The following is a 24,151-nucleotide window of genomic DNA, read 5'->3' as shown; positions in this document are numbered from 1 at the left end:
TATCCACCCGTGCAGAGAATTCTAGGATGCTTTCATGAAACGTCGTCATTTTTTGCAGGCTACTGGAGCCACCCTTGCCACCTTGGGCTTTAGCCAGTTAGAGCTTCAGCAACAGTCCCTCCGCTATGCTAAAGTTTTGGCACAAAGTACCCCACGTAAACGAGCATTATTAGTGGGCATTAGCGACTACCTTGCCATTCGAGAAGGCAGCGGCTGGGCAGCGCTACCAGGAGCCGTAAACGATGTGGAAATGCAGCGGGAATTGTTAGTCCATCGCTTTGGATTTAAACCTGATGATGTCAGGCTGATTACCAATGAGAATGCAAAGCGTGAAAATATTCTGCATGAGTTTGAAGACTTAATCCAATGGGCAAAGCCGGGGGATGTGATCGTGATTCACTACTCTGGGCATGGTTCTACGGTGGATGACCCCGATCGTACCTTTAAAGACAACCTCAATGGCACCCTGGTTCCGTGGGATAGCGACTTGCCTCCGGGTGGCGGTGAGGTCGAGGACATTACCTCTGGCACCCTATTTTTGCTGATGGCGGCGCTGAAGACGGAGAACGTGACGGTGGTGCTGGATAGCTGCTATGCGGGAGGCGGCACCCGCGGAAACCTGGTGATCCGATCGCGTCCGGGGCAAGCAGAGTTATTGCTGAGGGGCGATCGCGGGGGTGCAATGTTGGTTGCTAGTCCAGCAGAACGAGCCTACCAAGAACAGAAGTTAGCAGAACTAAAGCTGTCTCGTGCGGATTGGATTCGGCAGCGGCAGGCGGGATTGGCTAAAGGAGTCGCATTAGTCGCAGCCCAACGCAATCAAGAAGCGGCAGATGCCACTTTTGCGGGAGATGCTCATGCGGGAGTGTTTACCTATGCGTTGACGCGCTACCTCTGGCAGCAGACCCGAAATGAGGCGATGGGCACCGTGCTGATCGCGACGAAGGCGAAGACAGAGCGGCTGCTTAAAACATTGACTAATCAAGCGGCGACTCAAACCCCTGACCTTCAGACGAAGCCCAATAGCAGCAATCAAACGCAGCCGACGTATTTCTTGTCTGACTTTGCTACACGAGGACAGGCAGCAGAAGCGGTAGTCACGAAGGTCGAAGGAAATCAGGTACAGATCTTGCTGAATGGAGTAGAACCCCAGGTGTTAGAAACCTTCGGTAAGGGTGCCAATTTGACGTTGGTGAATGCTCAGGGCGCAGCGATCGCGACAGTTGAGATTACGGGACGAAATCAGCTTCATGCTAAAGGAACAGTCAAACTCAAAACTCCTGGGACGATCGCATCGGGGACGCTGCTTCAAGAGCGATCGCGGGTGATTCCTTCAGACTGGTCGCTGCGAATTGGGTTAGATCCCTCGTTGGGCAGTGAGGCGGCGATCGCAAAAGCAGAACTACCCAAAATTCAATCGCGCATCGAAGCTGTCCCCCTGTTGCAGCAGGAGGTGCATTACATTTTGGGGCGGATGACGAAACCTGTCTATGACGCAATGCAGCAGCGCAAGTTAGCGGATATTCCGGCAGTGGGCAGTTTAGGGCTGTTTTATTCGGGCTTGGAGCCATTGCCAGAGTCGTTTGGCAAACCTGGAGAATCAGTCGCTCAAGCTCTAGAGCAACGGTTGCAGCCGAAGTTTAAGTTTCTGTTGGCGGGGCGGTTGCTGAAGTTGATGTTAAACCCAACTTCAACCCGATTAAACGTGAAGGCGGCAGTGCGGATTGCGGGGGCGAGAGAGTTTGCCGCACAGGTGGTCGCAGTGCGAGGTGGACAGACCGCACCGTTGGGGGTTGGACAGTCGGCAAAACAGATTCGAGTGAATGAAAAGATTCAGATTGTGGTGGAGAACAATGAAGCAAAGGATTTGGATTGCGCGATCGTGTTTTTGAGTGCGGATGGGGAAGTGCAGCCTTTGCCGTTTACGTCGATCGTGCCCGCTAAAACAGCGATCGAGATTCCAGGAAACCGCACAACGGTGACGGTGACACCTCCCCTGGGGATGTCAGAGGTGATGGTAGTGTTTAGCACCACGTCGTTAGAGCAAGCGATCACTCAGTTGCAGGTGTTGTCTGAGACGCGGGGGGACGATCGGGCAGGGCAGGCAATCTCGACGGTGAATACGCTGTTAGACGAGCTAGTTGGCGGAGGGCGGAGGGGCAGCAGTCAAACCCAGGAGCAGCGGTTAGATTCGCAGCAGATGGCGGCATTGTCGGTGACGTTTGAGATCATTGGGTAGCTGGGCGATCAGAGAATAATGTGAAGGTAAGTATGCTTTTCTGGAATATTCCTTGAGATGAGTGGATAAACTTATAACCACGTCAGTTCGGCAGAAGGGGTTCGCTTCGATTATGAATTCGGGAAGCCCCCTAAATCCCCCATTCTGGGGGACTTTGAACTGAAATTTTGGCTTGAAGCCCCTCAAATTGGGGGATTTAGGGGGCAGAAGCCGATGACAACGAAGCGAAAAAACTCGTCGAACTGACGTTATAACCATCACGTAACCCTGGGGCAAAAATATGTCTCTCTGGCATCGTCAATTTAAGCGAGTTGCGGCATCTTTGCTGCTGTCAGGTGCGGTGCTGAGTCCGGCGCTGATGGTGGAGTCTTTGCCTGTGCTGGCAGAAATGCAGCTAGACCGGAAAGCCGAGGCAGAGCGTTTGCTGCAAGCAGGACAGCAGTTATTACGCCAGCAGCAATATCCGGCGGCATTGGAGAAGCTACAGCAAGCGCTAGGAATTTATCGGCAGACCAAAGACCGTAGCGGCGATAGGAAAAACCAGGCAGTGACGCTCAACGATATTGGGTTTATTTACTCCAGTCTGGGGCAATATCCCAAAGCGCTGGAGTATTATCAGCAAGCCTTAGCCATTCGCAAACAGGTTGGTGACCGTGTGGGAGAAGGCACTACGCTCAACAATATTGGGTTTATTTACTCCAGCTTGGGGCAATATCCCAAAGCGCTGGAGTATTATCAGCAAGCCTTAGCCATTCGCAAACAGGTTGGTGACCGTGTGGGAGAAGGCACTACGCTCAACAATATTGGGTTTATTTACTCCAGCTTGGGGCAATATCCCAAAGCGCTGGAGTATTATCAGCAAGCCTTAGCCATTCGCAAACAGGTTGGTGACCGTGTGGGAGAAGGCACTACGCTCAACAATATTGGGTTCATTTACTTCAGTCTGGGGCAATATCCCAAAGCGCTGGAGTATTATCAGCAAGCCTTAGCCATTCATAAACAGATTGGTAACCGCGCGACAGAAGGCACTACGCTCAACAACATTGGGTTGATTTACTTCCGTCTGAGGCAACATCCCAAAGCGCTGGAGTATTATCAGCAAGCCTTAGCCATTCATAAACAGATTGGTAACCGCGCGACAGAAGGCACTACACTCAACAACATTGGCTATTTACTAGAAGCCCAAAAGCAACCCGCGCTGGCGATCGTCTTTCTCAAACAGTCAGTCAGCACCTACGAGCAAACTCGCGGCGAACTCAAAGTTCTTCCTCAAGAACAACAAAAATCCTACACCGGGACCGTTGCCAGCACCTATCGCTACCTTGCCGATCTGCTGCTGCGCCAAGACCGAATCTTAGAAGCACAGCAAATCCTTGACCTGCTGAAAGTGCAAGAACTCGACGACTATCTCCGCAATGTGCGCGGCACCGCGCAGCAGATCGAGTTTCGTCGCGCCGAACAAGAGATCCTCACCAAATACAACGAGCTTCAAAAAAGCGCCATTCAAATCGGCTCAGAGCTTGCCGACCTGCGTAAACTCGACAGCCAAAACGTCCTACCGCCCACCCAACAACCGCGACTCACTCAACTCGTCAAACTGGAAACCGCTATCAACACCCAATTCGTTGCTTTCGTTGATAGTCCTGAGATCAAAAGCCTCGTCGCAAAATTGCAGCAAAGCAGCGACAACGAAGCCGTCAACCTCAACCAAATCAGAAAACTCAAAGACCAACTCCAACGCCTCGATGCCGTTTTGCTCTATCCCCTGATTCTCAACGATCGCCTCGAACTAGTCCTTAGCGTCCCCGGTGCCCCACCCCTGCGTCGCACCGTCAACGTCAAACGCGAAGAACTCAACCGCACGATCGCTGACTTTCGTTCTGCCCTCGGCAACCCCCAGAGCAACGTTCAAGAACTAGCCGAAAAACTCTATGGCTGGCTGATTCACCCGATCGAAGCCGACCTCAAACAAGCCCATCCCAAAACCATCCTCTACGCTCCCGATGGGCAACTGCGCTACATTCCCCTCGCCGCCCTCCACGATGGCAAACAATGGCTCGTGCAGCGCTATCGCATCAACAACATCACCGCCCTTGCCATCAGCGACCTGCTCACCCCACCCCACAAAGATCAACACATTCTCGCCGCCGCCTTTGGAGAACGCCAAATCACCATTCCTGTTGATAACCAGTCCTTTCAGTTTGCCGGGTTGCCCTTCGCCAAAAAAGAAGTTCAGTCTCTCGTCAGCGATCGCCCTGGCACCGTCTCCCTGTTCGATCGTGACTTTAGCCTTGCCACTCTGCAAACCCGCATGAACAGTTTCAACATTGTTCATCTCGCCACTCACGGCAAATTTCTGATTGGCAACCCCAAAAAATCCTTTTTGGTGATGGGTAACGGCGATCGCTTCAGCCTCAGTGACATTCAAGACGGCACCCTCGACAACATCGATTTGGTCGTCCTTAGCGCCTGTGAAACAGGAGTCGGTTTAACAGGCAAAGACGAAGACGGCGTAGAAGTCTTGGGCATCGGCTACCAGTTTCAGCGTGGCGGAGCCAAAGCCGCCATTTCTTCCCTGTGGTCAATCCACGATGGCGGCACTCAAATGCTGATGAATATCTTTTATGGTCTGCTCAAGCAAGGTGTTCCCAAAGCCGAAGCCCTTCAGCAAGCCCAAATTGCCATTATTACCAGCGATTTTACCGCAGGTGGTAAACTGCGCGGTAGCTTTCAAATTGGCACAACTTCCAGCCAGTCCTCCCTTCCTACTACCCTCAAACATCCCTTCTACTGGGCACCCTTCATTTTGATCGGCAATGGGCTATAAAACTATACAAGCTTCACCAAACTCATCTCCATGACTGATCCACCCCCTACCCAACAGCGCTACCAAACTGCGATCGCCCAACTCACCGCCGCGATCGCGCAGTCCAAACCCGATGGCATCCTCCTTCCCCTGATACTCGAAGCTCTGGCAGCGCGAGATGAAATTCAGACCCTGTTGCAAGAAACCAAAGGTGTCACCGGGGAAACACTTACTGCGATCGCGGATCTTGATCAACAACTCAAAGACCAGGCAGCGACGATCGATCGATGCCTCAAATCCATCGATTGGCAAACCAGCTTTAGCCCGTCTGAAAAAGCCTGGTGGTGGTCGCTCAAGCTCCAAAAACCTAACCCTTGGTGGAATCAAGACTGGGTTTGGCAAGCCGTCTCCATCACCTGTATTACAATTTCTGTTGGACTTTTTGGCGACGTTTCCGCCCGTTTTCTCAAAGGTGGGCCCGATACCTTTGGTGCGATCGCCGTCAGTGCCCAAAGTATTGGAGCGCTCCTAACGGCAGGGGGTGCCCTGACGATCGCCGGACAGGAGGCAAACAAACGCCTCTTGAATCGATTCCAAATCTCAGAGCAATACTGGCACGAAGTCGGCGCAGGTTTCTCGGTGCTGTTGTTGACCGGAGCGGTAGGGCTGCGGCTATCTCTGCCCCAAATTGCTACTCTCTACTCCGATTGGGGCTTCAAAAATTACAAGCAGGGAAACCTGGGCACTGCGGAGGAACTGTATAAACGGGCATTACAACTGAATCCCGACTATGAGCAAACCCACCTCCGTCTCGGCTTGCTCTACGAAGACCTGCAAGACCCAGAACAAGCCCGCACTAGCTATCAACTAGCGGTTCGTGCAGGCATTCCCGATGCTATTAACAATCTCGCTCGACTTAAGATCCTGGATAAGAAACCAGAAGTTGCGACTTCCCTTTTGCTAAAAGCTCTGGAAGAGGAAGAAAAATTATCGCCTGAAGAGCGTTACGCCATGCTGAAAAATCTCGGCTGGGCACGCTTCCAGCAAAACGATTACAGCGATGCCGAATCAACGTTGAATGACGCGATCGCGTTACAGAAAAGCGCCAAATTAGCCGAAAAAGCGGCTGACCCAAATGACGATACCACCCTTGCGATCGCCTCGCCCTATTGTCTGCTGGCTCAGGTTAAAGAAGCCCAGGCTAAGAAGAAAGCAGCCCTTGCATCCTGGGATACCTGCAACGCCAATGCCAATTTTTTCATCACAGAAGAAAATGCCTGGGCAATCACCGCCCGTAAAAAGCTGAAGGAAGAGGATAAACGCAAATGAGCCGATTTAGAAAACCACTGATTGCTTTGCTGTCTTTGGTAGTTGTAGCGGCGCAACGAGGTAGTGCGATCGCTCAAACCGCTTACATTAACGAAATCAAAGGCAAAGTCGAACTCAAACGCAAAACTTGGTCAGAGTTTCGCCCCGTGAATCGAGTCGGCACACAGTTGTCGGATGGCGATCAGCTCCGACGTGCCAGTAGCGCTGTTGTGATCATCGCTTGCCCCAATGGCAAAAAACAACCCGTTCGCCTTGCTGAAGAAAGACTCGGCTTGAAACAGATTTGCCCCCAGTGGAAAGTTGTTATTTCCAAAGGTCCCCCTCCCTTAATCAGTATTGGCGGTGTCAATGCTCAGATTCCCTATTTGATCTCTCCCCGCCGGACTCTCCTGCTCTCCAGCACACCCACACTACAGTGGCATCCTGTTCCCGGAGCCACTCAATACACCGTTCAGGTCATCAGTCCTAAAGGAACAGTCTGGCAAACTCAGGTCAAAGAGCCGCAAGTCACCTATCCCAACCAACCCGCGCTGCAACCGGGTATCCCCTACTCTGTAGTCATCCAGACCAACACTGGTAAATCCTCTCAATCTGAAACCAGCACGGGCACCGAATTCATCCTCCTTCGGGACACCGAAGCGAAAGCGGTTCAAGCAGAGGTGCAACAAATCCTGCAAGGCAATCTCAGCGATGAAGTGAAAGCTCTCAAACTAGCCGCCTACTACCGCAACTACGGAGTCACTCAACCCTCTGCTTACGGATTATCAGAAAAGACAGCCAACGGCTACAGACTCAGCGCCGAAGCGATCGCCGCTCTAGAAACGCTGATCGCCCAAGGCAAGCGGTCGCCCCTGATCTACCGCACCCTGGGTGATTTATATTTGCAAACAGGAGTTATGAACCCAGCAGAAAATGCCTACTTGCGAGCGATCGAAACTGTTCAATCCTTAGAAGATTTAGAGGAATGGTCACTCACCTTATACGGCTTAGGTGAATTGTATGAGGTGACTCAAAATCTCCAACAAGCTCTAATCTTTTACAGTCAAGCCAAGGCAGGCTTTATTTTGCTCAACGATCGACGGGCTGAAGGACTCAACCGTGACATCGGCAGGCTAAAAAAATGACAGAGAATTTGTTAGACTGCCAGCACCTTATTTTGGCTATAGCCTTAAAATCACGACAGCGATTTTGTTAAATTGTACGATGATGACACCTAATGTGTTACTAGCTAAATCAGCAACGAGCTGAAATGAAATTCTAAAAAGCTATGTCTGACAAGGCTTTTAGCCCTTCAAAGGTGAATGACAGAATTTTGTTAAGAGACAAATAAAGTGTTACCCGACAACAAGACATCAATATCGGGATGATAGGATTTGAACCTACGACCCCCTCGTCCCGAACGAGGTGCGCTACCAAGCTGCGCTACATCCCGCAATACACATTGCTTAAATTAGACTAACACAAGAGCTAACCTGTAGAATCCTGGGCTGCAACTTGTTAAAATAATTCTTACACAACTTTAGGACAAACAGGCGTGGTCGTTAAGCCAGACTGGTTAAGGGTTAAGGCTCCTCAATGGGAGCGGGTTGGCAACGTTAAAGAAATTTTGCGGGATCTGTCGCTCAACACCGTTTGCGAAGAGGCATCATGCCCTAACATCGGTGAGTGCTTTAGCAATGGCACCGCCACGTTTTTGATCATGGGACCTGCCTGCACTCGTGCCTGTCCTTACTGTGACATTGATTTTGAGAAGAAACCTCAGCCACTCGACCCAACCGAGCCACTGCGACTGGCAGAAGCTGTGCGGCGAATGCGGCTCAATCATGTGGTGATTACATCAGTCAATCGCGATGATTTGCCAGATGGTGGGGCTTCTCAGTTTGTGCGCTGCATCCAAGATATTCGTGCTGTTTCCCCTGACACCACGATCGAGGTGCTCATCCCTGATCTGTGCGGCAACTGGAGCGCTTTAGAACAGATTCTCAGTGCTTCTCCCGACGTGCTTAATCACAACACTGAAACCATTTCTCGCCTCTATCGTCGGGTGCGTCCGCAGGGCGATTATGCCCGATCGCTCGAACTCTTGCAGCGGACTCGCCAAATCAACGCTCACGTCTACACAAAATCTGGCATTATGGTCGGCTTGGGCGAAACCGACGAAGAAGTGCGGCAAGTGATTCGAGATCTGCGCGCGGTCGATTGTGACATTCTGACGATCGGGCAATACCTCCAACCCACTCAAAAGCATTTAGGTGTGCAGTCGTTTGTGACACCTGAGCAGTTTGATGCGTGGCGAGGCTATGGAGAAGCGATCGGTCTATTGCAAGTGGTTTCTTCACCACTGACCCGCAGTTCTTATCACGCCGAACAGGTACAAGACTTGATGAAAAAATATCCCCGGAGGCAGGGTTGAAAGTCGCCGTGATTGGGGCAGGTGCTTGGGGTTCAACGCTGGTGGGTCTGGCAAAAGAGAATGGGCACTCAGTCAAGGTGTGGTCGCGTCAAAGCCCTCACAGTCTTGAGCAGGTGATTGATGGGGCTAATCTGGTGGTGTCCGCCATCTCAATGAAAGGGGTACGATCGGTTATTAGCCAGTTGAAATCGCTCTCCCTTTCGCCAGACACGATTTTCATCACGGCGACTAAAGGACTTGATCCATCAGGTACGGAACTCAATTTGCCACGATTGCCCTCTCAACTCTGGCAGTCAGCCTTTCCGACTCACGCCGTTGCAATTCTCTCCGGGCCTAATCTCTCTAAAGAAATTCAACACGGCTTACCTGCTGCCAGCGTCATTGCTAGCAAAAATCTAGAAGCGGCTAAACAGGTGCAAGTCGTCCTTTCGTCGTCTCGATTTCGCATCTACACAAACTCCGATCCGTTAGGGGTTGAGTTAGGGGGGGCGTTAAAGAACGTGATTGCGATCGCCGTCGGAGCCTGTGACGGCTTGCAGCTAGGAACGAATGCTAAAGCCGCCTTGGTGACTCGCGGTTTAGCAGAAATGATCCGCATTGGCACTTATTGGGGCGCAAAAGCCGAGACATTCTACGGGTTGTCAGGGCTGGGTGATTTATTGGCAACCTGCAACAGTGCATTGAGCCGAAACTATCAGGTGGGTTATGGGTTAGCCCAAGGTAAAACCCTTGAAGAAGTTCTCAGTCAGTTAGAGGGCACGGCTGAAGGAGTCAACACCACTCACGTTCTGATTCGACTAGCTGATCAGCAAAATATTTCGGTGCCAATCTCGTTTCAGGTTCATCAGTTATTGCAGCGTGAAGTCACGCCTCAAGCAGCCGTGGCAGCGCTGATGCTTCGCGACAGCAAACCGGAAGTTTAGGACTATTTTGAAGTGTGACTACTTCAGTTTCAAGCAGATCTTCTATGAAATTTGAGGAGCCGCTCCGTAGATCCACGGGATTGATGCTACATGCTCTACTGACTGCTTCATCCCTTCATAATCAAACCCTGCACCTGTTCAAAGCATTGATGAAGATGCAGAGCTAGTAAGGAAGCGATCGGAAAATTGCCATCATCGTGATGTAGGGTAACTTACGAATTGATGTGAGTGATCCTCTACTGCTTGCAGCCTCTTGCGACTCAGTTCGCACTTGATTAATTTCTGGTTAGAGAGAAGCTTCTTGCATAACCTTCCGAATTGAGGGTGAAAAGAGATGTAGAGAGTAGAAGACATTGATACCTGTCGCTCAAATCAACACCGTCGGGTGCAAGCCTACGGAACTCTACGAAGTGTTCTCTAGTCTCAGAAGACGGGCACACTGATCAAAAGCAGCCGACTGACCCCATTTCTACCGAGGGCAACCGAAAGACCATGATGCCAGCAACCTCTTTTTACGCTGATGCAGACTACGAAACCTCTTCTCTAGAGAGTTTTCGTCCTCAGAGCTACGATGCAGGTTATGCCGATCGTGACACAGAGCCGACTTCTGATGACTTGACCGATCTCGAAGTTGAGTCTGTCGATCAAGCAGGGCTTGGCACGCCAGTCCGTCGAACGACAGACCTCGTGAGGCTATATCTTCAAGAGATTGGTCGAGTTCGGCTGTTAGGTCGAGATGAAGAAGTTTCAGAGGCTCAGAGAGTTCAGCGCTATATGCGATTGCTAGAAGAGCGTAACGAGTCGGCTCTCAAGGGCAATGCTGCGATCGAGCGCTATGTCTACTTAATCGATGCCCGCGATCGTCTGACCTCAAGTTTGGGGCACCGCCCTTCTCTAGAGCGCTGGGCGGCTGAAGCAAATGTCACCGTGCTCGATCTCAAGCCCATCATGGCAGAAGGCAAGCAGCACTGGGCAAAGATCGTTGGGCTGGCGGTTGCGGAACTCGAACAAATTCAAAGCGAGGGACTGCTGGCAAAAGAACACATGATCAAGGCAAATTTGCGCCTAGTCGTGTCGGTTGCCAAGAAATATCAAAATCGGGGTCTAGAACTGCTGGATCTGATTCAAGAAGGCACGCTGGGTCTAGAGCGCGCTGTTGACAAGTTCGATCCGACCAAGGGCTATCGGTTTAGCACCTATGCTTACTGGTGGATTCGTCAGGGCATTACGCGTGCGATCGCCACTCAAAGCCGCACGATTCGCCTCCCGGTTCACATCACCGAAAAGCTCAACAAGATTAAGAAAGCTCAACGCAAAATTGCTCAAGAAAAAGGGCGAACTGCCACGATCGAAGACATCGCGGTCGAGCTAGAGATGACGGCGGCTCAAGTGCGAGAAGTTTTGCTGAAAGTGCCCCGATCGGTGTCTCTAGAAACCAAGGTCGGCAAAGAAAAAGATACCGAACTGGGTGATTTGCTCGAAACAGAAGAAATCTCGCCTGAAGAAATCTTGATGCGAGAGTCTCTCCGCCGCGATTTGCTGCAACTGCTAGCAGACTTGACGAGCCGAGAACGCGATGTCATTCAAATGCGCTTTGGCTTGGGCAGCGATGGGCACCCTTATTCATTGGCAGAAATCGGTCGTGCGCTCGATCTGTCTCGCGAACGAGTCCGCCAAATCGAAGCGAAGGCTCTTCAAAAACTGCGCCAGCCCAAACGCCGCAACCGTGTTCGTGACTATCTCGAATCTTTGAGCTAGAACAATCTCAAAAGCGTAAATCATTCTCATCTAAAAAGGGTCAAACCCTTTGTTCGTAGGGTTAGAAGCACTGCATTTTTGACCTTCAGTCTTGAATATAGTTCTCAACAAGGTGACTTTCTTGCAAATCACCTTGTTTTTTTATATGCTATATTCTCAAGAAAGCAAGCCTTGTTGAGAACATGAACGCTTCTGTATACACTGCCGCTTCTTTAAAAGCTGAACTGAACGAAAAAGGTTGGCGCTTAACTCCACAGCGCGAAACCATCTTGCAGATCTTTCAAAACTTACCGAAAGGAACTCATCTCAGCGCAGAAGATCTCTACGATGTGCTGAAAGCAGACGGGGAAGGCATTAGTCTATCGACCATCTACCGCACCCTTAAGTTGATGGCGCGGATGGGGATCTTGCGTGAGTTAGAACTTGCTGAAGGGCATAAGCACTACGAGATCAACCAACCTCACCCTTATCATCACCATCATCTAATTTGTGTCAGGTGCAGCAAAACGATCGAGTTCAAAAGTGATCCAATCCTCAAAATCGGCACTAAAGCCGCCCAGAGAGAAGGCTATCATCTCCTCGACTGTCAGTTGACCATTCACGCTGTTTGCCCAACCTGCCAGCGATCGCTGCTGCCCGGTTAACGATAGGCAACTCTGGCATCTAGACCGCGCGATCGCAGCAAGTTCGATTGCTTTTCGGCTCTATTTTGATTGGGATAAGCCCCTGCCAAAACATAGTCGCCGAGTTTAGATCTCGCTTCAAATGCGCTAGGGGCAATCTGTCTGACTCTAAATAGAGTTCGGGAGTCTTGTCTGGGAACGACGACAATGTATCGGTTGACAGAATCGTAGTGATTTTGAGCCGTTGCAATTCCTAAAGCGTTTAGCGTTCTCGCGTCTGCAATGCCCGTCGCATCCAGGCGATTTCCTTGTTGAAAGCGTCGAACAGCCTCCTGGGTTTGAGATCCAAAATAGCCCGTCACCGCTACATTAAAATACTCAAGATTTTTGAGCCGACGCTGAAGGTCTTCGACCTCAACACCTCCATCGCCAAACTTCAACTGCCGACCCGACGGATTGTAGCCAGTATCAGGAAGGGTTGTAGAAGACCCTGCAAGAACTTGTGCAACTTGATAACCCGCAATGCCGTCAGCAGTCAACCCTCGATCTCGTTGAAGTCTGAACACCGCATCTTCAGTCTGTTGCCCAAACACGCCATCGATCACGCCATTATAATAGCGCTCCGAACTCAGACGACGCTGTAAATCACTGACGGCACTGCCCCGATCGCCCCGCCGCAGCACCCCAGCATAAGTGCCATTACTAACGGTTTGGTCAGGGATGCTAAAGGTTTGGCTGGTCTGAATACCCCCTGACAATGCCGCTTCGGTTGCCGGTCCCACAATGCCATCGGCGTTGAGTCCCTTGCGCTGCTGGCACTCAATCACCGCTTCTCTGGTGAGAGGTCCAAAAACGCCGTCAGCGGGACCGTTATAACAATTAGCCGCCGTGAGCCGATTTTGTAAGTCAGAAACCTCAGCGCCTGTGTCACCCTGCTGTAAAAGCGCCATTGCAGAACTGGCGAGGCTCAAAATAGTTAGGCTAACCGCAATACTCAAGAACTTGACCCAAGCTGCACTAGACAGTTTTTGCCAATTTAGCCCATCGAATAAACTCAAGTGACGAAGTTGAGCCACTGGTCGATCGTCTTCAGGCGACTCGTTAGCACAGGCTAAATGCAAATAAGCAAGGGTTTCCATAGTCTTTGGGCAAGGTTTACTCAACTGGTCTAAAGTGAAGGCTTTTCACTTTTCCTTAGCAACATTTTAGCTTCATCCTCTGTAGAGTGCCTATACCCAACTGCAAAATCACCCCTTTGGCTAACCGTCTTCTTCGATTAACCAAGTGAAACCAACTTGCCATTGCTCTCCAAAACCTCGGAGGTTTAAGCCACTCTGTCGGTCACGATGTTGATGCTTGGTAAAACCTCCGAGGTTTGCGTAAGTCTATCTTGTTACTGAGAGCTTTTCTCAGTGTTTCCAGCTTTTACCCAGCCTTCTCGATCGTTGGATTGCACTCTCACTTTCTGCCATTCGCCATCCGAACTGGTTTCTAGCACAATCACTTTCTCGTTATAGTCAATGCCGCCAGTCTGCCCCCCATCTCGACCCGGCGCATCTCTGAGAATTAGCCCGATCGATTGCGTGACTCGCCCTTCATAAGCGCCCGATGGCAACGGTTTAGGAGACGCATCAGCCACACTGGACTGATCGGGAGAAACCGCTTTGGCTTTAACGGTCGCTTTGGCAGACGATGCAGGCTTGTCGTTGGAATAAATGGGTTTAGGGGGCGGCGCACTCAACTTAGCAATGAAGAATTGTGCAGCTAAAAACCCACCTCCTGCGAGGAGCGCGATCGCTAGAAACAGACCCGTGAAGACTTTAAGTAGACCCGACCAACTCATGGTGATTCCCCAAGAACGGCGAAGCAAGCAAAATCTTAGCATCTGATCGCACAGACGCACCGATAATTTTGCCGTCTTGAGTTTATTCGGGCTGTTGAAGTTGACGTTGGATACGATCGCTCAAACTACTGTGTTTTGATGCCAGTCGCGCTTTTCCGGCGGCTGCCCATTCTTGCAAAAAGTCAATTTGCTCTTTTGCAGTCCGGGCAAGCGGGACGATTTGACTTGCCGCCTCTAAGATGTCATCTGTCGTAAAGTCGCGATTTTGACTAAAGCCAAGGTGCATCGCCTCAATCAATGTTTGCTCGATTTCTGCACCAGAAAAGTCGGGTGTCTCATAAGCAAGGCGCTCTAAATCGTAGTGCTTAAGATTGTGAGGACGCAGACGAGACAAATGCACCGCAAAAATTGCGCGGCGCTCTTCTTGAGTGGGCAGACCCACAAAAAATATTTCGTCAAACCGTCCTTTCCGCAGCATTTCAGCAGGCAATGACTGAATATTATTAGCAGTGGCAACGACAAAGACTGGAGACGTTTTTTCTGCTAGCCAGGTGATAAACGTGCCAAATACGCGACTGGTTGTTCCCGCATCGCCTCGACTGTCTAAGCCAGCAAAGGCTTTGTCGATTTCATCGATCCATAAAATGCAGGGAGCGAGCGCCTCTGATAACTGGATCATTTGACGAGTCCGAGATTCTGACTCGCCGACTAATCCTGCAAACAGACGGCCGACATCGAGCCTCAGTAGTGGAAGATGCCAATGGTGCGCGATCGCTTTTGCCGTCAGTGATTTGCCCGTTCCTTGAATGCCCACTAAGAGCAGCCCTCTCGGATGGGGCAATCCATATTGTCGCGCCCGTTCTGAGAAAGAGCCGCCTCGCCGGAAAAGCCAATCTTTGAGGTTATCCAAACCGCCAATATCAGAAATATTTTCGGTCGCCGGGTAAAAGTCCAGGATTTGAGTTTGGCGAATCGTTTGACGCTTTTCTTCAAGAATTAAGTCAACGTCATCGGGCTGTAGCTCACCGTGAAGCGCGATCGCTCGTGCTAAAACTCGTCGAATTCGCTCGTTGGATAAACCTTGACACGATCGGATTAATTCATCCAGAACTTTGCCATCGAGTCGTTGCCCCGTTGCACTCAGAAGCCGTTCAATCTCAATCTTAATTTCAGCCGCGTTAGGAAGGGGAAACTCTAGCACGGTCAAAACTTCGCTTAGATCATCAGGAATCGAGATCTGAGGAGACAGCAATACGAGATTTTTGGGTTGAGATTTGAGCAGCCGCGCCAAATTGCGAAGTTTACGCGATACCGAAACATCTTCTAGAAACCGATGAAAATCTCGCAGCACAAAAACTGCCGGAGCACTGGCAGGCAGCTTTTCTACAAACTCTAACGCCTGTACGGGATTGCGCTTGCCAAAACCGACATCATTGGGATTTCCTTGATAGCCATCGACAAAATCCCAAATATAGACGGCTCGATCGCCCTGAATTTTGGCACACTGAACGATCGTCGCTTCGACTCGCTCTTCTTCGCGAGTGGGAATGTAAATAATTGGATAACGCGCTCTTAGCAGCAGATTAAATTCGTCGCTGAAGCTCATAGCAAAGTAGGGGCAATGGATGAGATATCAAGCAATAAGCGTCTCTCTCTAACCCTACACTATGCGTCATTTTCTACATCCTCCTCTATGAAGGAAGCTGACCTTTTAACGATTCTAAGGATGCCCAACGCCGATCGATTCCAGGATTTAAGATCGCATCTGAAACTTCGATGCCAGTACACTGCTGATCACACAACTGCTTTTGAGGAATCGCTAAACATAATTGCTCATAAAGCCAAGCTGTCGGTTCAAAAGAGCCGTTTGGCGGCAGGCTTTCTACCAAGTCATCGACTGAAAGATCTTGATCAAACGGCAAGGTTCCCGATCCATCTTCACTATCTGCCAGCCAGATCAACTCAGAAGCGGCAACCGATAAGCGATGATTAAACTGCTGTAAGCAGCGATGACAACTCAACGTCACGATCGTATCTGCCTGAGCCGAAACTTCGAGATAATTTCCCTGGTGAGTCACCTTTAAGCTTCCTTGCACGGGAGTCAGTGTCTCAATGCCCTTGAGATTTTCTTTAAACTCGATCGTTTGGGTTCGCTCGTGCGCCTGAGCCAGTTGAGGAATATAAATTGCTTTCATAGCTGTGAGCAACCCTCCTTAAAACTAAGAAGCCCGTACATTTTTCAGTACAGGCATTCTCTACACTTTTTATTTTAGCAATTAAGCAGACGGTTCATCTGACTTAGCGGGTTGGACGACTAAGCGGCGATCGGGTTCCTGTCCTCGGCTATAGGTTTCTAGGTCGGGGCTGTCTTTGAGAATGGTATGAATCTGTCGCCGCTCGGCTGAAGAAAGCGATTTGATTTCATACTCTTTTCCCGATTGTCGGACTTGCTCGGCAGCTTGTTCGGCAATTTCTAGCAATTCTTGCTGACGACGTTGACGATATCCCGCTAGCTCGATCGTGTAAGCGCCCTGCTGGTCTTCTTGCTTGCCCAAATTCAACGTAGAATTTGCTAAATACTGAATGGAGTCTATTGCGACTCCTTGGGTGCCAATCAGCGCTTCTATCTGGTCTGGCGTTAAAGCTGAGTCATCGATCGTCAACCAGCAACTCGTTTCAGAGAACGTTTCTCTAATTTCAGTTGTGACAGGTGCAGACAAATTCGCAAGCTTTAGGAATTCCTCTAACCACTGCTGACCTCGTTGTTCAAACTGACGATCGCTCATAGTGTCTCTCTAAGGAACGTGGATTTATTAAGGTGTAACTTCTCGCCCTCTCCCTAATGAGTTACGGTGTACACCAATCTTTGTCGCTGCGTTTGGGTCGGCTTCAGCCCCCTAAATCCCCCATTCTGGGGGACTTTGAGCTAAGACTCTAGTTTCAAAGTCCCCCACTCGTGGGGGATTTAGGGGGCAAAAGTCTCGGCGATGACAAATCAGAGGACTTTTACAGGTTATTTAATCCACGATCCTAAGCCTTCTTTTTGCGACCGGGTTCAAACGGGAGAGTAGTTTCTCCACTTTTTGCATCTCCACTCTTAGCTGCCTCAGCATCTACAATCTTTTGCAGATTTTCGGGCAACGCCTCTCTCGACAAAAAGAAAGTCTGAGCCGTTTGGAAGATGTTACCGATCACCATATACATCAACACGCCAGCAGGCAGGGGGAAGAATAAAAACATTCCAGAGAAAATAACTGGCGTAATCTTGTTAATCGTGTCTTGCTGCGGGTTGCCACTCGCTCCGCTTTGCCCAGAGAGCAGTTGGTTGATATAAAGACTGATGCCAAAGAAGATCACCATGCCGATAATATCCCAGTGCAGCGCACCATCTGGATCGATCGCGCCCACCCGTCCCAACGCATCAATAAACAAAAAGCCCTTGTTTGCCGCCAATCCAGGAACAATTGCTTGAAGCGTGACATCTCCGGGCTGAAGTGCTTCGATCGTCCCGTCGTCTTTAATCTGAATCCGTTCAGCACCGCTAACGACCTTAAATTTAGGAGTCAGATCACTGTCAGGATACTCAGTCGCTAAAGCATCAAATGGCTTGCCCTCAACGGTCTGAAACTCAATCTTGGTTTTGTCACCGACTACTAGACGAGTTCCACTAGGTGCGACAGCGGCAATTTTGGTGTGAACGCTATCCGACAAATAAATGTTTTGAGGAGGCGTTACAAATGCCTGGGGTTGAATCTGCTCAATCTGTTCTCTGGGCAGAATCTGGAGATTCATCGAATAAGGAACATCAGAGAAGGGCGAACCTCGCAGCGTTGCAAACAGCGCAAATAGCACAGGCATCTGCATCACAACTGGTAAACACCCTGCCAACGGGTTGCCAAACTCTTTATAAACCGCGCTCATTTCTTGCTGCTGCTTCGCGGGGTCATCTTTGTAGCGCTCTTGAATCTCCTTCACCCGTTTTTGCATCGCGGGTTGAGACACCTTCATGCGGCGCATACTGCGAATAGAGCCAGCGCTGAGAGGGTAAAGCGCAAAGCGAATTACCAAAGTTAGTGCCACGATCGCCAACCCGTAGCTGGGCACGATTCCATAGAAGAAATCGATGATCGGCAGCATTATGTTGTTGGAAAGAAAGCTTATACCGAAGTCCATTCGCCTTACGTCTCTACCTATGAAGTCTGAGTTTGCTGAATTCAATCTGCGGACGCAATGTTGCTTTGCACCCTGACAGAACAAGTCCCAGTGTAGCTTGTACTTTGATCGTTAAGCGATCGAGAAACCTGCTAGAAGGGTGGGATAACCGAATGGCTTAACCCTGTTTACCCAATGCACCGCTTGCTTTTTTGGCGCGCTCAGAAAGCCGCTCATTAATGAAGTCATAGAGTTCCCGAAACTTGGGAACTGACCGCATTTCGATGCGGCTACCGTCACGCAGCGTTAGCACCATGTCTCCCCACATCCCTAACCCACGGGGAACCGTCACCACTTTAGTGATGTCAGAATAAATGATTTCGACGCGATCGCGACCCATCCAACCGCCCGTTACCCCGATCCGCCGATTAGTAATACGATAGCGAAGCCAGAGCGCCCGGACAAATGCCCCGATCGTCAACGGCAAACAAATCACGGTTGGGGCTAAAAGTACGCCAATAATCAGATCCCCGACGTGGGGTCCACCTTCGTAATAAACTTCTTCTTTAATTGCCATTCAATACCTCAGCGTCTAGCAATAACTGCTCTAATTCTTGCAGAAATTGAAAATAATCGCACTCAACTGCTTGAGGTCGCACGATAATCACGAGTTTCCAACCAGCGGTGAGACGAGGTAAGAGTTGCCGCAACGCTGCTCGGATTTGCCGTTTAATGCGATTGCGAACGACTGCCCGCTTACTCACTTTCAAACTGATCGAAATGCCAATCTGAGAGGGAACCTGCGGTTCTAAATCTGAGAAGCCCTCTGGCAAAGATTTCTTAGCGAAAAACTTTGAACCGTGCAAAGCTCTCAGCGTTAGATTTGGTGAGTTGCGTCGGAGCCCATGCTGATAGACGCGACTAAAATCTTTTCGATGCTTTAATCGATTGGGTTTGGACAGTGCCAAAGCAAACCTCGCCTTGCGCGATCGCGTCTAGACCGCTCAAGCTTTCTAGCCAGAAACGCTTAACCGAGCGCGTCCTTTCTTTCGGCGAGCGGTGATCACTCTTCGACCCGTTGCCGTCCGCATCCGGGCCCGAAAGCCAGACTTTCTTCTTCTTTTACGGCTGGTTCCTTCTAAAGTTCGCTTGGTCATGGGTCGTTGTTCTCGCTACTAGTTAAATGTGAAAAAGACCGTGGAAGAGCCACAGTCTACAAATATAGCACTATGTTTAGGGGCTGAAGTTGGCGGAAGCTGAGGCAAAATAAAAAACAGGACGAATGTGATTCGCCCTGACTTAAAATGTCTGCTCAACTGCCTAGCTAATGGTCACAATCCAGGTGCCGATGTCGCGCAGCAAAGGCACGTCTCCAGGAGACAAGACTCGGCAATTAAAGTAGAACATCCCGCCATTGCTGGGATTTTTGACATTCGAGAAGATCAGCTCGACGTTTGATCCAGCGGGTACGGGGTCTTGAGGAAACACTGAAATCACGTAGTTTTCTTTCTCCCACTTGACCTCTTGAATGGCAACTTTTTTGTCGTTGACCATCAGTTCGACGCTCTTGGGGTCAAAGGTGCCTTTGTAGTAGTCGGGATAATCGATCGTGAACTGTGCCACCGCGACCTTCATTCTTTTGCGCTCAACTCTAAAGCGATAGCGATCCCAGGAGTTGGTGTTGCCGCCAAAGTCAAGCCGATAGTTGAGTTGGTTCTCGCTTTTGACTCCACTAAAGAGAGTGAGTCCTGGTAAGCCTTGAGAAAATGCCACGATCGGAAGCCCTGCGACAAGGCAGCCCGCGATCGCCAAGGTTGACACAACACGTCGCATCGAAAATCCTCTGAGCAGCATAGGCGTTTGACCTGGAGAACAAGGGTTAGTGATTAAGTGATTAAACTTCGTCAATATTGACATATCAGGTGGCTAAACGAAATGACCTGGTGAGGAGCGACTCATAGCAAGCGACGAGTTAGAGCTTAGAAATGTGCCCTAATTAAAAAAAGTATCTACTGAGAACTTTCTGGCGATCGACCTGAATACCGACTCAAAAAACTTCATCAAGCTACATGAACTTAGATTGAAAGACTTTACATTATAAAGAAATTTTGTGATTAACTCGCTTAAAACTGGTATTTGTCTAAAGATAGTTTACGAATTTAATTCTCGTTTTTTAGAAATTGAGTCCCAAAATAGGTCAAATGAAAAATCCTATTGAGGGAATCGAATTAGGATGGCATGCTATCTCTATAATTTCTAAAATTCAAGCTTTTGGTCAATGGGCAGAAATTTAGCAGTTGACTCTATAGAAAGGGGGTATTTCATGACGATCGCCATCAATAAACAGGATGAAGCCAGCTATCAGCCTAAGTCTGAGGAAACTGTACAAAAAAAGATTGGCATTCCCAGAGAGATTTTAGTCGGTGAATGTCGAGTTGCTGCAACACCCGATACGGCTAAACTTCTACAAAAATATGGCTTTGAAGTTTTAATTGAAACTGGGGCTGGAAACGCCGCAAATTTCTGTGATGATGCCTATAAACAAGTAGATTGTCGAATCATTGCTGACCCTGAAACCCTTTGGGCAGAAGCCGATTTAATCTTAAAAGTGCGCGCCCCTGATCATCATTCTGATCTCAACAAACACGAAACAGAATTGCTGCGAGAAGGCGGAACTTTAATCAGTTTTATCTGGGCGGCACAAAATCCAGAACTCGTGCAAAAACTCGCCGATCGCAAAGCAACGGTGATCGCAATGGATGCTGTGCCTCGAATCAGTCGGGCACAAAAGCTAGATGCTCTTAGCTCGATGGCAAACATTGCCGGATATCGAGCCGTGGTCGAGGCCGCTAACCAGTTTGGGCGCTTTTTCACCGGGCAGATCACGGCGGCTGGAAAAGTTGCCCCCGCCAAAGTGATGGTGATCGGAGCGGGAGTGGCTGGGTTATCGGCGATCGGCACCGCTAGAAGTTTAGGCGCGATCGTTCGAGCCTTTGATACCCGTCCTGTTGTCAAAGAGCAGGTCGAAAGTTTAGGCGCAGAGTTTCTAGAGCTAGAGTTTGAAGAAGACGGCACCGGGACGGGTGGTTATGCCAAGACCATGAGTCCTGAGTTTATCAAGGCTGAGATGGATCTGTTTGCGGCGCAAGCCAAAGAAGTAGATATCATCGTTACCACAGCTTTGATTCCGGGTAAGCCTGCACCTAAACTGATCACCAGAGAGATGGTAGAGAGCATGAAAGAAGGCTCTGTGATCGTCGATATGGCTGCCGAGCAGGGTGGTAACTGTGAAGTCACCAAGCCAGGAGAAATCTATCGCTACAACGGGGTGACCATTATTGGGCTGACCGATCTGCCTAGCCGTATGGCAAACCAAGCCAGCCAGCTTTATGGCAAAAACTTGTGTCACCTCTTAGATGACATGGGTAGACATGACAATCACCAAATCGATTTAGAAGATGAGGTGGTTCGAGGCGCATTAGTCGTTCACAACGGCGAAATTATGGCACCGCCGCCCAGACCTGCTCCTCAACCTGCTCCTGCTCAAGCCACGGTTCAGGAAATCCCTCAACCTGTCAAAGCGTTACCCAAAAAGAACCTGAGCGGCGTTTGGGCTGGGCTGATTGCAGTGATTTTAGTCGCGATCGGTGCCACTGCCCCGGCTTCATTTCTCTCCCACTTTACGGTCTTTGTGCTGGCGTGTTTTGTTGGCTGGCAGGTGATCTGGAACGTCAAACCTGCTCTACACACCCCATTGATGAGCGTCACCAATGCGATTAGCGGCATCATCATCGTCGGCGGAATGCTGCAAATTTCTGGCGCTCCGACTTCGCCCACCACGATTTTAGGCGCGATCGCCATCCTAGTCGGAACCATCAATATTTCTGGTGGTTTCTTGGTGACTCAACGAATGCTCAAAATGTTTCAACGATAAATAGTGATGTCAAATAACTTGATGACCGTCGCTTATATTGCGGCGAGTGGTTTGTTTATTCTCAGCTTGGCGGGGTTGTCCAATCAAGAAACCTCTCGCAAAGGCAACCTCTACGGCATTGCCGGAATGCTGATTGCATTTGTTGCCACTGCTCTTGGAAGTCGTGGAACTAATTATGGCGTTTTGGTGGGTGTCTTGCTGCCAGGAGTCCTCATCGGGGCAAGTTTGGCCTCTCGTGTGGCGATGACAGAAATGCCAGAATTGGTCGCCGTTCTGCACAGCTTTGTGGGGATGGCGGCAGTTTTGGTCGGAATAGCCAACTATTTGCAGCCACAAACGCTGACAGGCGGTGAAGCCACTATCCACGAGATTGAAGTGTTTATTGGCGTATTTATCGGTGCGATCACGTTTACAGGCTCGATCGTGGCGTTCGGAAAATTGCGCGGCGTTCTCAGCAGCAAACCGCTGATGTTGCCTGGTCGTCATCTGCTAAATCTAGGGATGCTGGGCACCTGCTTTTGGCTGGGTGGACAGTTCATGAGCGGCGATCTCTTAACCGGATTGCAATCGCTGCTGATTATGACCGGAGTTGCCTGTCTATTGGGCATTCATTTAGTGATGGCGATCGGGGGTGCCGATATGCCCGTCGTGATCTCGATGCTCAACAGCTATTCAGGTTGGGCCGCCGCCGCCGCCGGATTTATGCTCTCCAATGATCTGCTGATCATTACCGGAGCGCTGGTGGGCAGCAGTGGCGCGATTCTCAGCTACATCATGTGCAAAGCAATGAATCGATCGTTTATCAGCGTCATTTTGGGCGGATTTGGAGCCACCGCCGGGGCAACATCCGCCAGCAGTCAGCCAGAGGGTGAGGCAAAATCAATCTCGATCGAAGACACCACCGAGCTTTTAGAAAATGCCAAGAGTGTGATTATCGTTCCGGGTTATGGAATGGCAGTTGCTCAGGCACAACATCCGATTTCTGAGATTACCAAGACGTTGCGCGATCGCGGCATTAAAGTTCGGTTTGGCATTCACCCTGTTGCAGGTCGGCTACCCGGACACATGAATGTGTTGTTGGCAGAAGCAAATGTGCCTTACGACATTGTTCTAGAAATGGACGAAATTAATGAGGATTTTCCTGAAACAGATGTGGTGTTGGTGATTGGAGCCAATGACACCGTGAATCCGAGTGCGATGGAAGATCCAGGGAGTCCGATCGCAGGAATGCCCGTTCTCGAAGTGTGGAAAGCCAAAACCGTGATTGTCATGAAGCGGAGCATGGCAAGCGGCTACGCAGGGGTCGAAAACCCATTGTTCTATAAAGAAAACGCCCAGATGCTATTCGGCGATGCCCGAAAAAACGCCGATGCCATTGTCGGCAAATTGAGCGCCCTGGTCGCTTGTTGACTGGTAAGTAGACGGACGCAATTATTTGTAAACCGCATTTCGGCTCCGCTCAATGCTCAATCTTCAAGTAAGAAGAGGGTTGAGCGGAGTCGAAACCCGGCGACTTGGGTTATTAATTCTGTCTTTCTACCTATGCCAAAGACTTTGTGGGCGTTGCTGAATGCAAGTATGAATCCTATCTATCGAGGCTGAATCCTTTCGCCCCCTAAATCCCCCAAAATTGGGGGACTTTAAGATTCTGGTTCCCCTCAAACTTGGGGGCTAGGGGGGGCAATTCATATTTGCATTCAGCAACGCCACTTTGTGAACGGGTTCAGGAACTGTAGTCTGCTAACGATCGGTGAGAGTAGATTCTGAACCTGGGGCTAGGCTTTAACCTATAAGGTTAACTCCTAAGAAACACACTCCGGGAGAGCAGGTTTAGCAACGAGGTCAAATCCAAGCGCCATCGCCTTTTTCTTGAGGTTTTTGACCATTCGTAGGGGGGGCAATTCATATTTGCATTCAGCAACGCCACTTTGTGAACGGGTTCAGGAACTGTAGTCTGCTAACGATCGGTGAGAGTAGATTCTGAACCTGGGGCTAGGCTTTAACCTATAAGGTTAACTCCTAAGAAACACACTCCGGGAGAGCAGGTTTAGCAACGAGGTCAAATCCAAGCGCCATCGCCTTTTTCTTGAGGTTTTTGACCATTCGTTCCTGATACTGCTGCTCGTAAGTT

General features: G+C 49.9%; 20 protein-coding genes and 1 tRNA gene. 10 read left to right on the top strand and 11 right to left on the bottom strand.

Annotated elements, in window-relative coordinates; genetic code table 11:
* Positions 1-34: 34 nt before the first annotated feature.
* From BRW63_RS23900 to BRW63_RS23885, 4 genes are all read left to right on the top strand, one after another.
* Positions 35-2,239: a caspase family protein gene (locus BRW63_RS23900; protein WP_073074885.1), complete on the top strand. Its 2,205-nt coding sequence runs from the start codon at positions 35-37 to the stop codon at positions 2,237-2,239.
* 280 nt (positions 2,240-2,519) lie between these two features.
* Complete coding sequence (locus tag BRW63_RS23895) at positions 2,520-5,066, top strand: CHAT domain-containing protein (RefSeq protein ID WP_073074884.1); 2,547 nt, start codon at positions 2,520-2,522, stop codon at positions 5,064-5,066.
* Between the two features lie 30 nt (positions 5,067-5,096).
* Positions 5,097-6,374 (top strand): tetratricopeptide repeat protein, encoded by a 1,278-nt coding sequence (locus BRW63_RS23890; RefSeq protein WP_073074883.1) that lies wholly within the window; start codon positions 5,097-5,099, stop codon positions 6,372-6,374.
* Positions 6,371-7,498 (top strand): tetratricopeptide repeat protein, encoded by a 1,128-nt coding sequence (locus BRW63_RS23885; RefSeq protein WP_073074882.1) that lies wholly within the window; start codon positions 6,371-6,373, stop codon positions 7,496-7,498. Before BRW63_RS23890 ends, BRW63_RS23885 begins: the two co-directional genes overlap by 4 nt.
* 234 nt (positions 7,499-7,732) lie before the next feature.
* Here BRW63_RS23885 and BRW63_RS23880 read toward each other — a convergent pair.
* Positions 7,733-7,806, bottom strand: a tRNA-Pro gene (locus BRW63_RS23880).
* A gap of 102 nt (positions 7,807-7,908) precedes the next feature.
* Between BRW63_RS23880 and lipA the strand changes: the two genes are divergently transcribed.
* The 4 genes from lipA (at position 7,909) to BRW63_RS23860 (ending at position 12,112) form a co-directional block, all read left to right on the top strand.
* Positions 7,909-8,787: a lipoyl synthase gene (gene lipA, locus BRW63_RS23875; protein ID WP_073074881.1), complete on the top strand. Its 879-nt coding sequence runs from the start codon at positions 7,909-7,911 to the stop codon at positions 8,785-8,787.
* Entirely contained in the window at positions 8,784-9,710 is a 927-nt protein-coding gene (locus BRW63_RS23870; protein ID WP_073074880.1) for an NAD(P)H-dependent glycerol-3-phosphate dehydrogenase, read from the top strand. Before lipA ends, BRW63_RS23870 begins: the two co-directional genes overlap by 4 nt.
* A gap of 492 nt (positions 9,711-10,202) precedes the next feature.
* On the top strand, positions 10,203-11,468 hold the full coding sequence (sigC, locus tag BRW63_RS23865; RefSeq protein ID WP_244913275.1) for an RNA polymerase sigma factor SigC: 1,266 nt from the start codon (positions 10,203-10,205) through the stop codon (positions 11,466-11,468).
* A 182-nt stretch (positions 11,469-11,650) separates the two neighbouring features.
* The gene (locus tag BRW63_RS23860; RefSeq protein WP_073074879.1) at positions 11,651-12,112 is read left to right on the top strand and encodes a Fur family transcriptional regulator; all 462 of its coding nucleotides are present in this window, start codon (positions 11,651-11,653) and stop codon (positions 12,110-12,112) included.
* Here BRW63_RS23860 and BRW63_RS23855 read toward each other — a convergent pair.
* From BRW63_RS23855 to BRW63_RS23810, 10 genes are all read right to left on the bottom strand, one after another.
* Positions 12,109-13,230: a peptidoglycan-binding domain-containing protein gene (locus BRW63_RS23855; RefSeq protein ID WP_073074878.1), complete on the bottom strand. Its 1,122-nt coding sequence runs from the start codon at positions 13,228-13,230 to the stop codon at positions 12,109-12,111. The two genes, BRW63_RS23860 and BRW63_RS23855, sit on opposite strands and share 4 nt — an antisense overlap.
* 254 nt (positions 13,231-13,484) lie before the next feature.
* On the bottom strand, positions 13,485-13,934 hold the full coding sequence (locus BRW63_RS23850) for an SH3 domain-containing protein (RefSeq protein ID WP_073074877.1): 450 nt from the start codon (positions 13,932-13,934) through the stop codon (positions 13,485-13,487).
* A gap of 82 nt (positions 13,935-14,016) precedes the next feature.
* On the bottom strand, positions 14,017-15,540 hold the full coding sequence (locus tag BRW63_RS23845) for an AAA family ATPase (protein ID WP_073074876.1): 1,524 nt from the start codon (positions 15,538-15,540) through the stop codon (positions 14,017-14,019).
* Between the two features lie 85 nt (positions 15,541-15,625).
* Entirely contained in the window at positions 15,626-16,129 is a 504-nt protein-coding gene (locus BRW63_RS23840; RefSeq protein WP_073074875.1) for a YceD family protein, read from the bottom strand.
* A gap of 81 nt (positions 16,130-16,210) precedes the next feature.
* Positions 16,211-16,720 carry a Jag family protein gene (locus BRW63_RS23835; protein WP_073074874.1) on the bottom strand — a complete coding sequence of 170 codons (510 nt, stop codon included), beginning with the start codon at positions 16,718-16,720 and terminating at the stop codon, positions 16,211-16,213.
* Between the two features lie 244 nt (positions 16,721-16,964).
* The gene (gene yidC / locus BRW63_RS23830) at positions 16,965-18,107 is read right to left on the bottom strand and encodes a membrane protein insertase YidC (RefSeq protein ID WP_073074873.1); all 1,143 of its coding nucleotides are present in this window, start codon (positions 18,105-18,107) and stop codon (positions 16,965-16,967) included.
* A gap of 157 nt (positions 18,108-18,264) precedes the next feature.
* A complete protein-coding gene (locus BRW63_RS23825) occupies positions 18,265-18,663 on the bottom strand; it encodes a PH domain-containing protein (protein ID WP_073074872.1) in 399 nt (132 codons plus the stop codon).
* Positions 18,653-19,054, bottom strand: a complete 402-nt coding sequence (rnpA, locus tag BRW63_RS23820) for a ribonuclease P protein component (protein ID WP_083583213.1) — start codon at positions 19,052-19,054, stop codon at positions 18,653-18,655. The genes BRW63_RS23825 and rnpA overlap by 11 nt, the downstream gene beginning before the upstream one ends.
* 45 nt (positions 19,055-19,099) lie before the next feature.
* Positions 19,100-19,243, bottom strand: a complete 144-nt coding sequence (gene rpmH, locus BRW63_RS23815; protein ID WP_073074871.1) for a 50S ribosomal protein L34 — start codon at positions 19,241-19,243, stop codon at positions 19,100-19,102.
* Positions 19,244-19,406: 163 nt separating this feature from the next.
* On the bottom strand, positions 19,407-19,919 hold the full coding sequence (locus tag BRW63_RS23810; protein ID WP_073074892.1) for a DUF2808 domain-containing protein: 513 nt from the start codon (positions 19,917-19,919) through the stop codon (positions 19,407-19,409).
* Positions 19,920-20,409: 490 nt separating this feature from the next.
* On the opposite strand from BRW63_RS23810, the gene pntA reads away from it, so the two are divergent.
* Entirely contained in the window at positions 20,410-22,020 is a 1,611-nt protein-coding gene (pntA, locus tag BRW63_RS23805; protein WP_073074870.1) for a Re/Si-specific NAD(P)(+) transhydrogenase subunit alpha, read from the top strand.
* Between the two features lie 6 nt (positions 22,021-22,026).
* A complete protein-coding gene (gene pntB, locus BRW63_RS23800) occupies positions 22,027-23,430 on the top strand; it encodes a Re/Si-specific NAD(P)(+) transhydrogenase subunit beta (RefSeq protein ID WP_073074869.1) in 1,404 nt (467 codons plus the stop codon).
* Positions 23,431-24,151 lie beyond the last annotated feature (721 nt).

This window comes from Phormidesmis priestleyi ULC007, assembly GCF_001895925.1.
Classification (GTDB): Bacteria; Cyanobacteriota; Cyanobacteriia; order Leptolyngbyales; family Leptolyngbyaceae; genus Phormidesmis_A; species Phormidesmis_A priestleyi_A.
Note: the sequence above shows the minus strand (reverse complement) of the source record. Positions and strands in the feature narration are given on the sequence as shown.

Coding starts and splice junctions, on each gene's coding strand:
- BRW63_RS23855 (WP_073074878.1), bottom strand. CDS start 13,230: ATGGAAACCCTTGCTTATTTGCATTTAGCCTGTGCTAACGAGTCGCCT.
- BRW63_RS23845 (WP_073074876.1), bottom strand. CDS start 15,540: ATGAGCTTCAGCGACGAATTTAATCTGCTGCTAAGAGCGCGTTATCCA.
- BRW63_RS23895 (WP_073074884.1), top strand. CDS start 2,520: ATGTCTCTCTGGCATCGTCAATTTAAGCGAGTTGCGGCATCTTTGCTG.
- yidC (WP_073074873.1), bottom strand. CDS start 18,107: ATGGACTTCGGTATAAGCTTTCTTTCCAACAACATAATGCTGCCGATC.
- pntB (WP_073074869.1), top strand. CDS start 22,027: ATGTCAAATAACTTGATGACCGTCGCTTATATTGCGGCGAGTGGTTTG.
- BRW63_RS23810 (WP_073074892.1), bottom strand. CDS start 19,919: ATGCGACGTGTTGTGTCAACCTTGGCGATCGCGGGCTGCCTTGTCGCA.
- pntA (WP_073074870.1), top strand. CDS start 20,410: ATGACGATCGCCATCAATAAACAGGATGAAGCCAGCTATCAGCCTAAG.
- sigC (WP_244913275.1), top strand. CDS start 10,203: ATGATGCCAGCAACCTCTTTTTACGCTGATGCAGACTACGAAACCTCT.
- BRW63_RS23885 (WP_073074882.1), top strand. CDS start 6,371: ATGAGCCGATTTAGAAAACCACTGATTGCTTTGCTGTCTTTGGTAGTT.
- BRW63_RS23840 (WP_073074875.1), bottom strand. CDS start 16,129: ATGAAAGCAATTTATATTCCTCAACTGGCTCAGGCGCACGAGCGAACC.
- BRW63_RS23890 (WP_073074883.1), top strand. CDS start 5,097: ATGACTGATCCACCCCCTACCCAACAGCGCTACCAAACTGCGATCGCC.
- BRW63_RS23825 (WP_073074872.1), bottom strand. CDS start 18,663: ATGGCAATTAAAGAAGAAGTTTATTACGAAGGTGGACCCCACGTCGGG.
- BRW63_RS23860 (WP_073074879.1), top strand. CDS start 11,651: ATGAACGCTTCTGTATACACTGCCGCTTCTTTAAAAGCTGAACTGAAC.
- rpmH (WP_073074871.1), bottom strand. CDS start 19,243: ATGACCAAGCGAACTTTAGAAGGAACCAGCCGTAAAAGAAGAAGAAAG.
- BRW63_RS23835 (WP_073074874.1), bottom strand. CDS start 16,720: ATGAGCGATCGTCAGTTTGAACAACGAGGTCAGCAGTGGTTAGAGGAA.
- BRW63_RS23900 (WP_073074885.1), top strand. CDS start 35: ATGAAACGTCGTCATTTTTTGCAGGCTACTGGAGCCACCCTTGCCACC.
- BRW63_RS23850 (WP_073074877.1), bottom strand. CDS start 13,934: ATGAGTTGGTCGGGTCTACTTAAAGTCTTCACGGGTCTGTTTCTAGCG.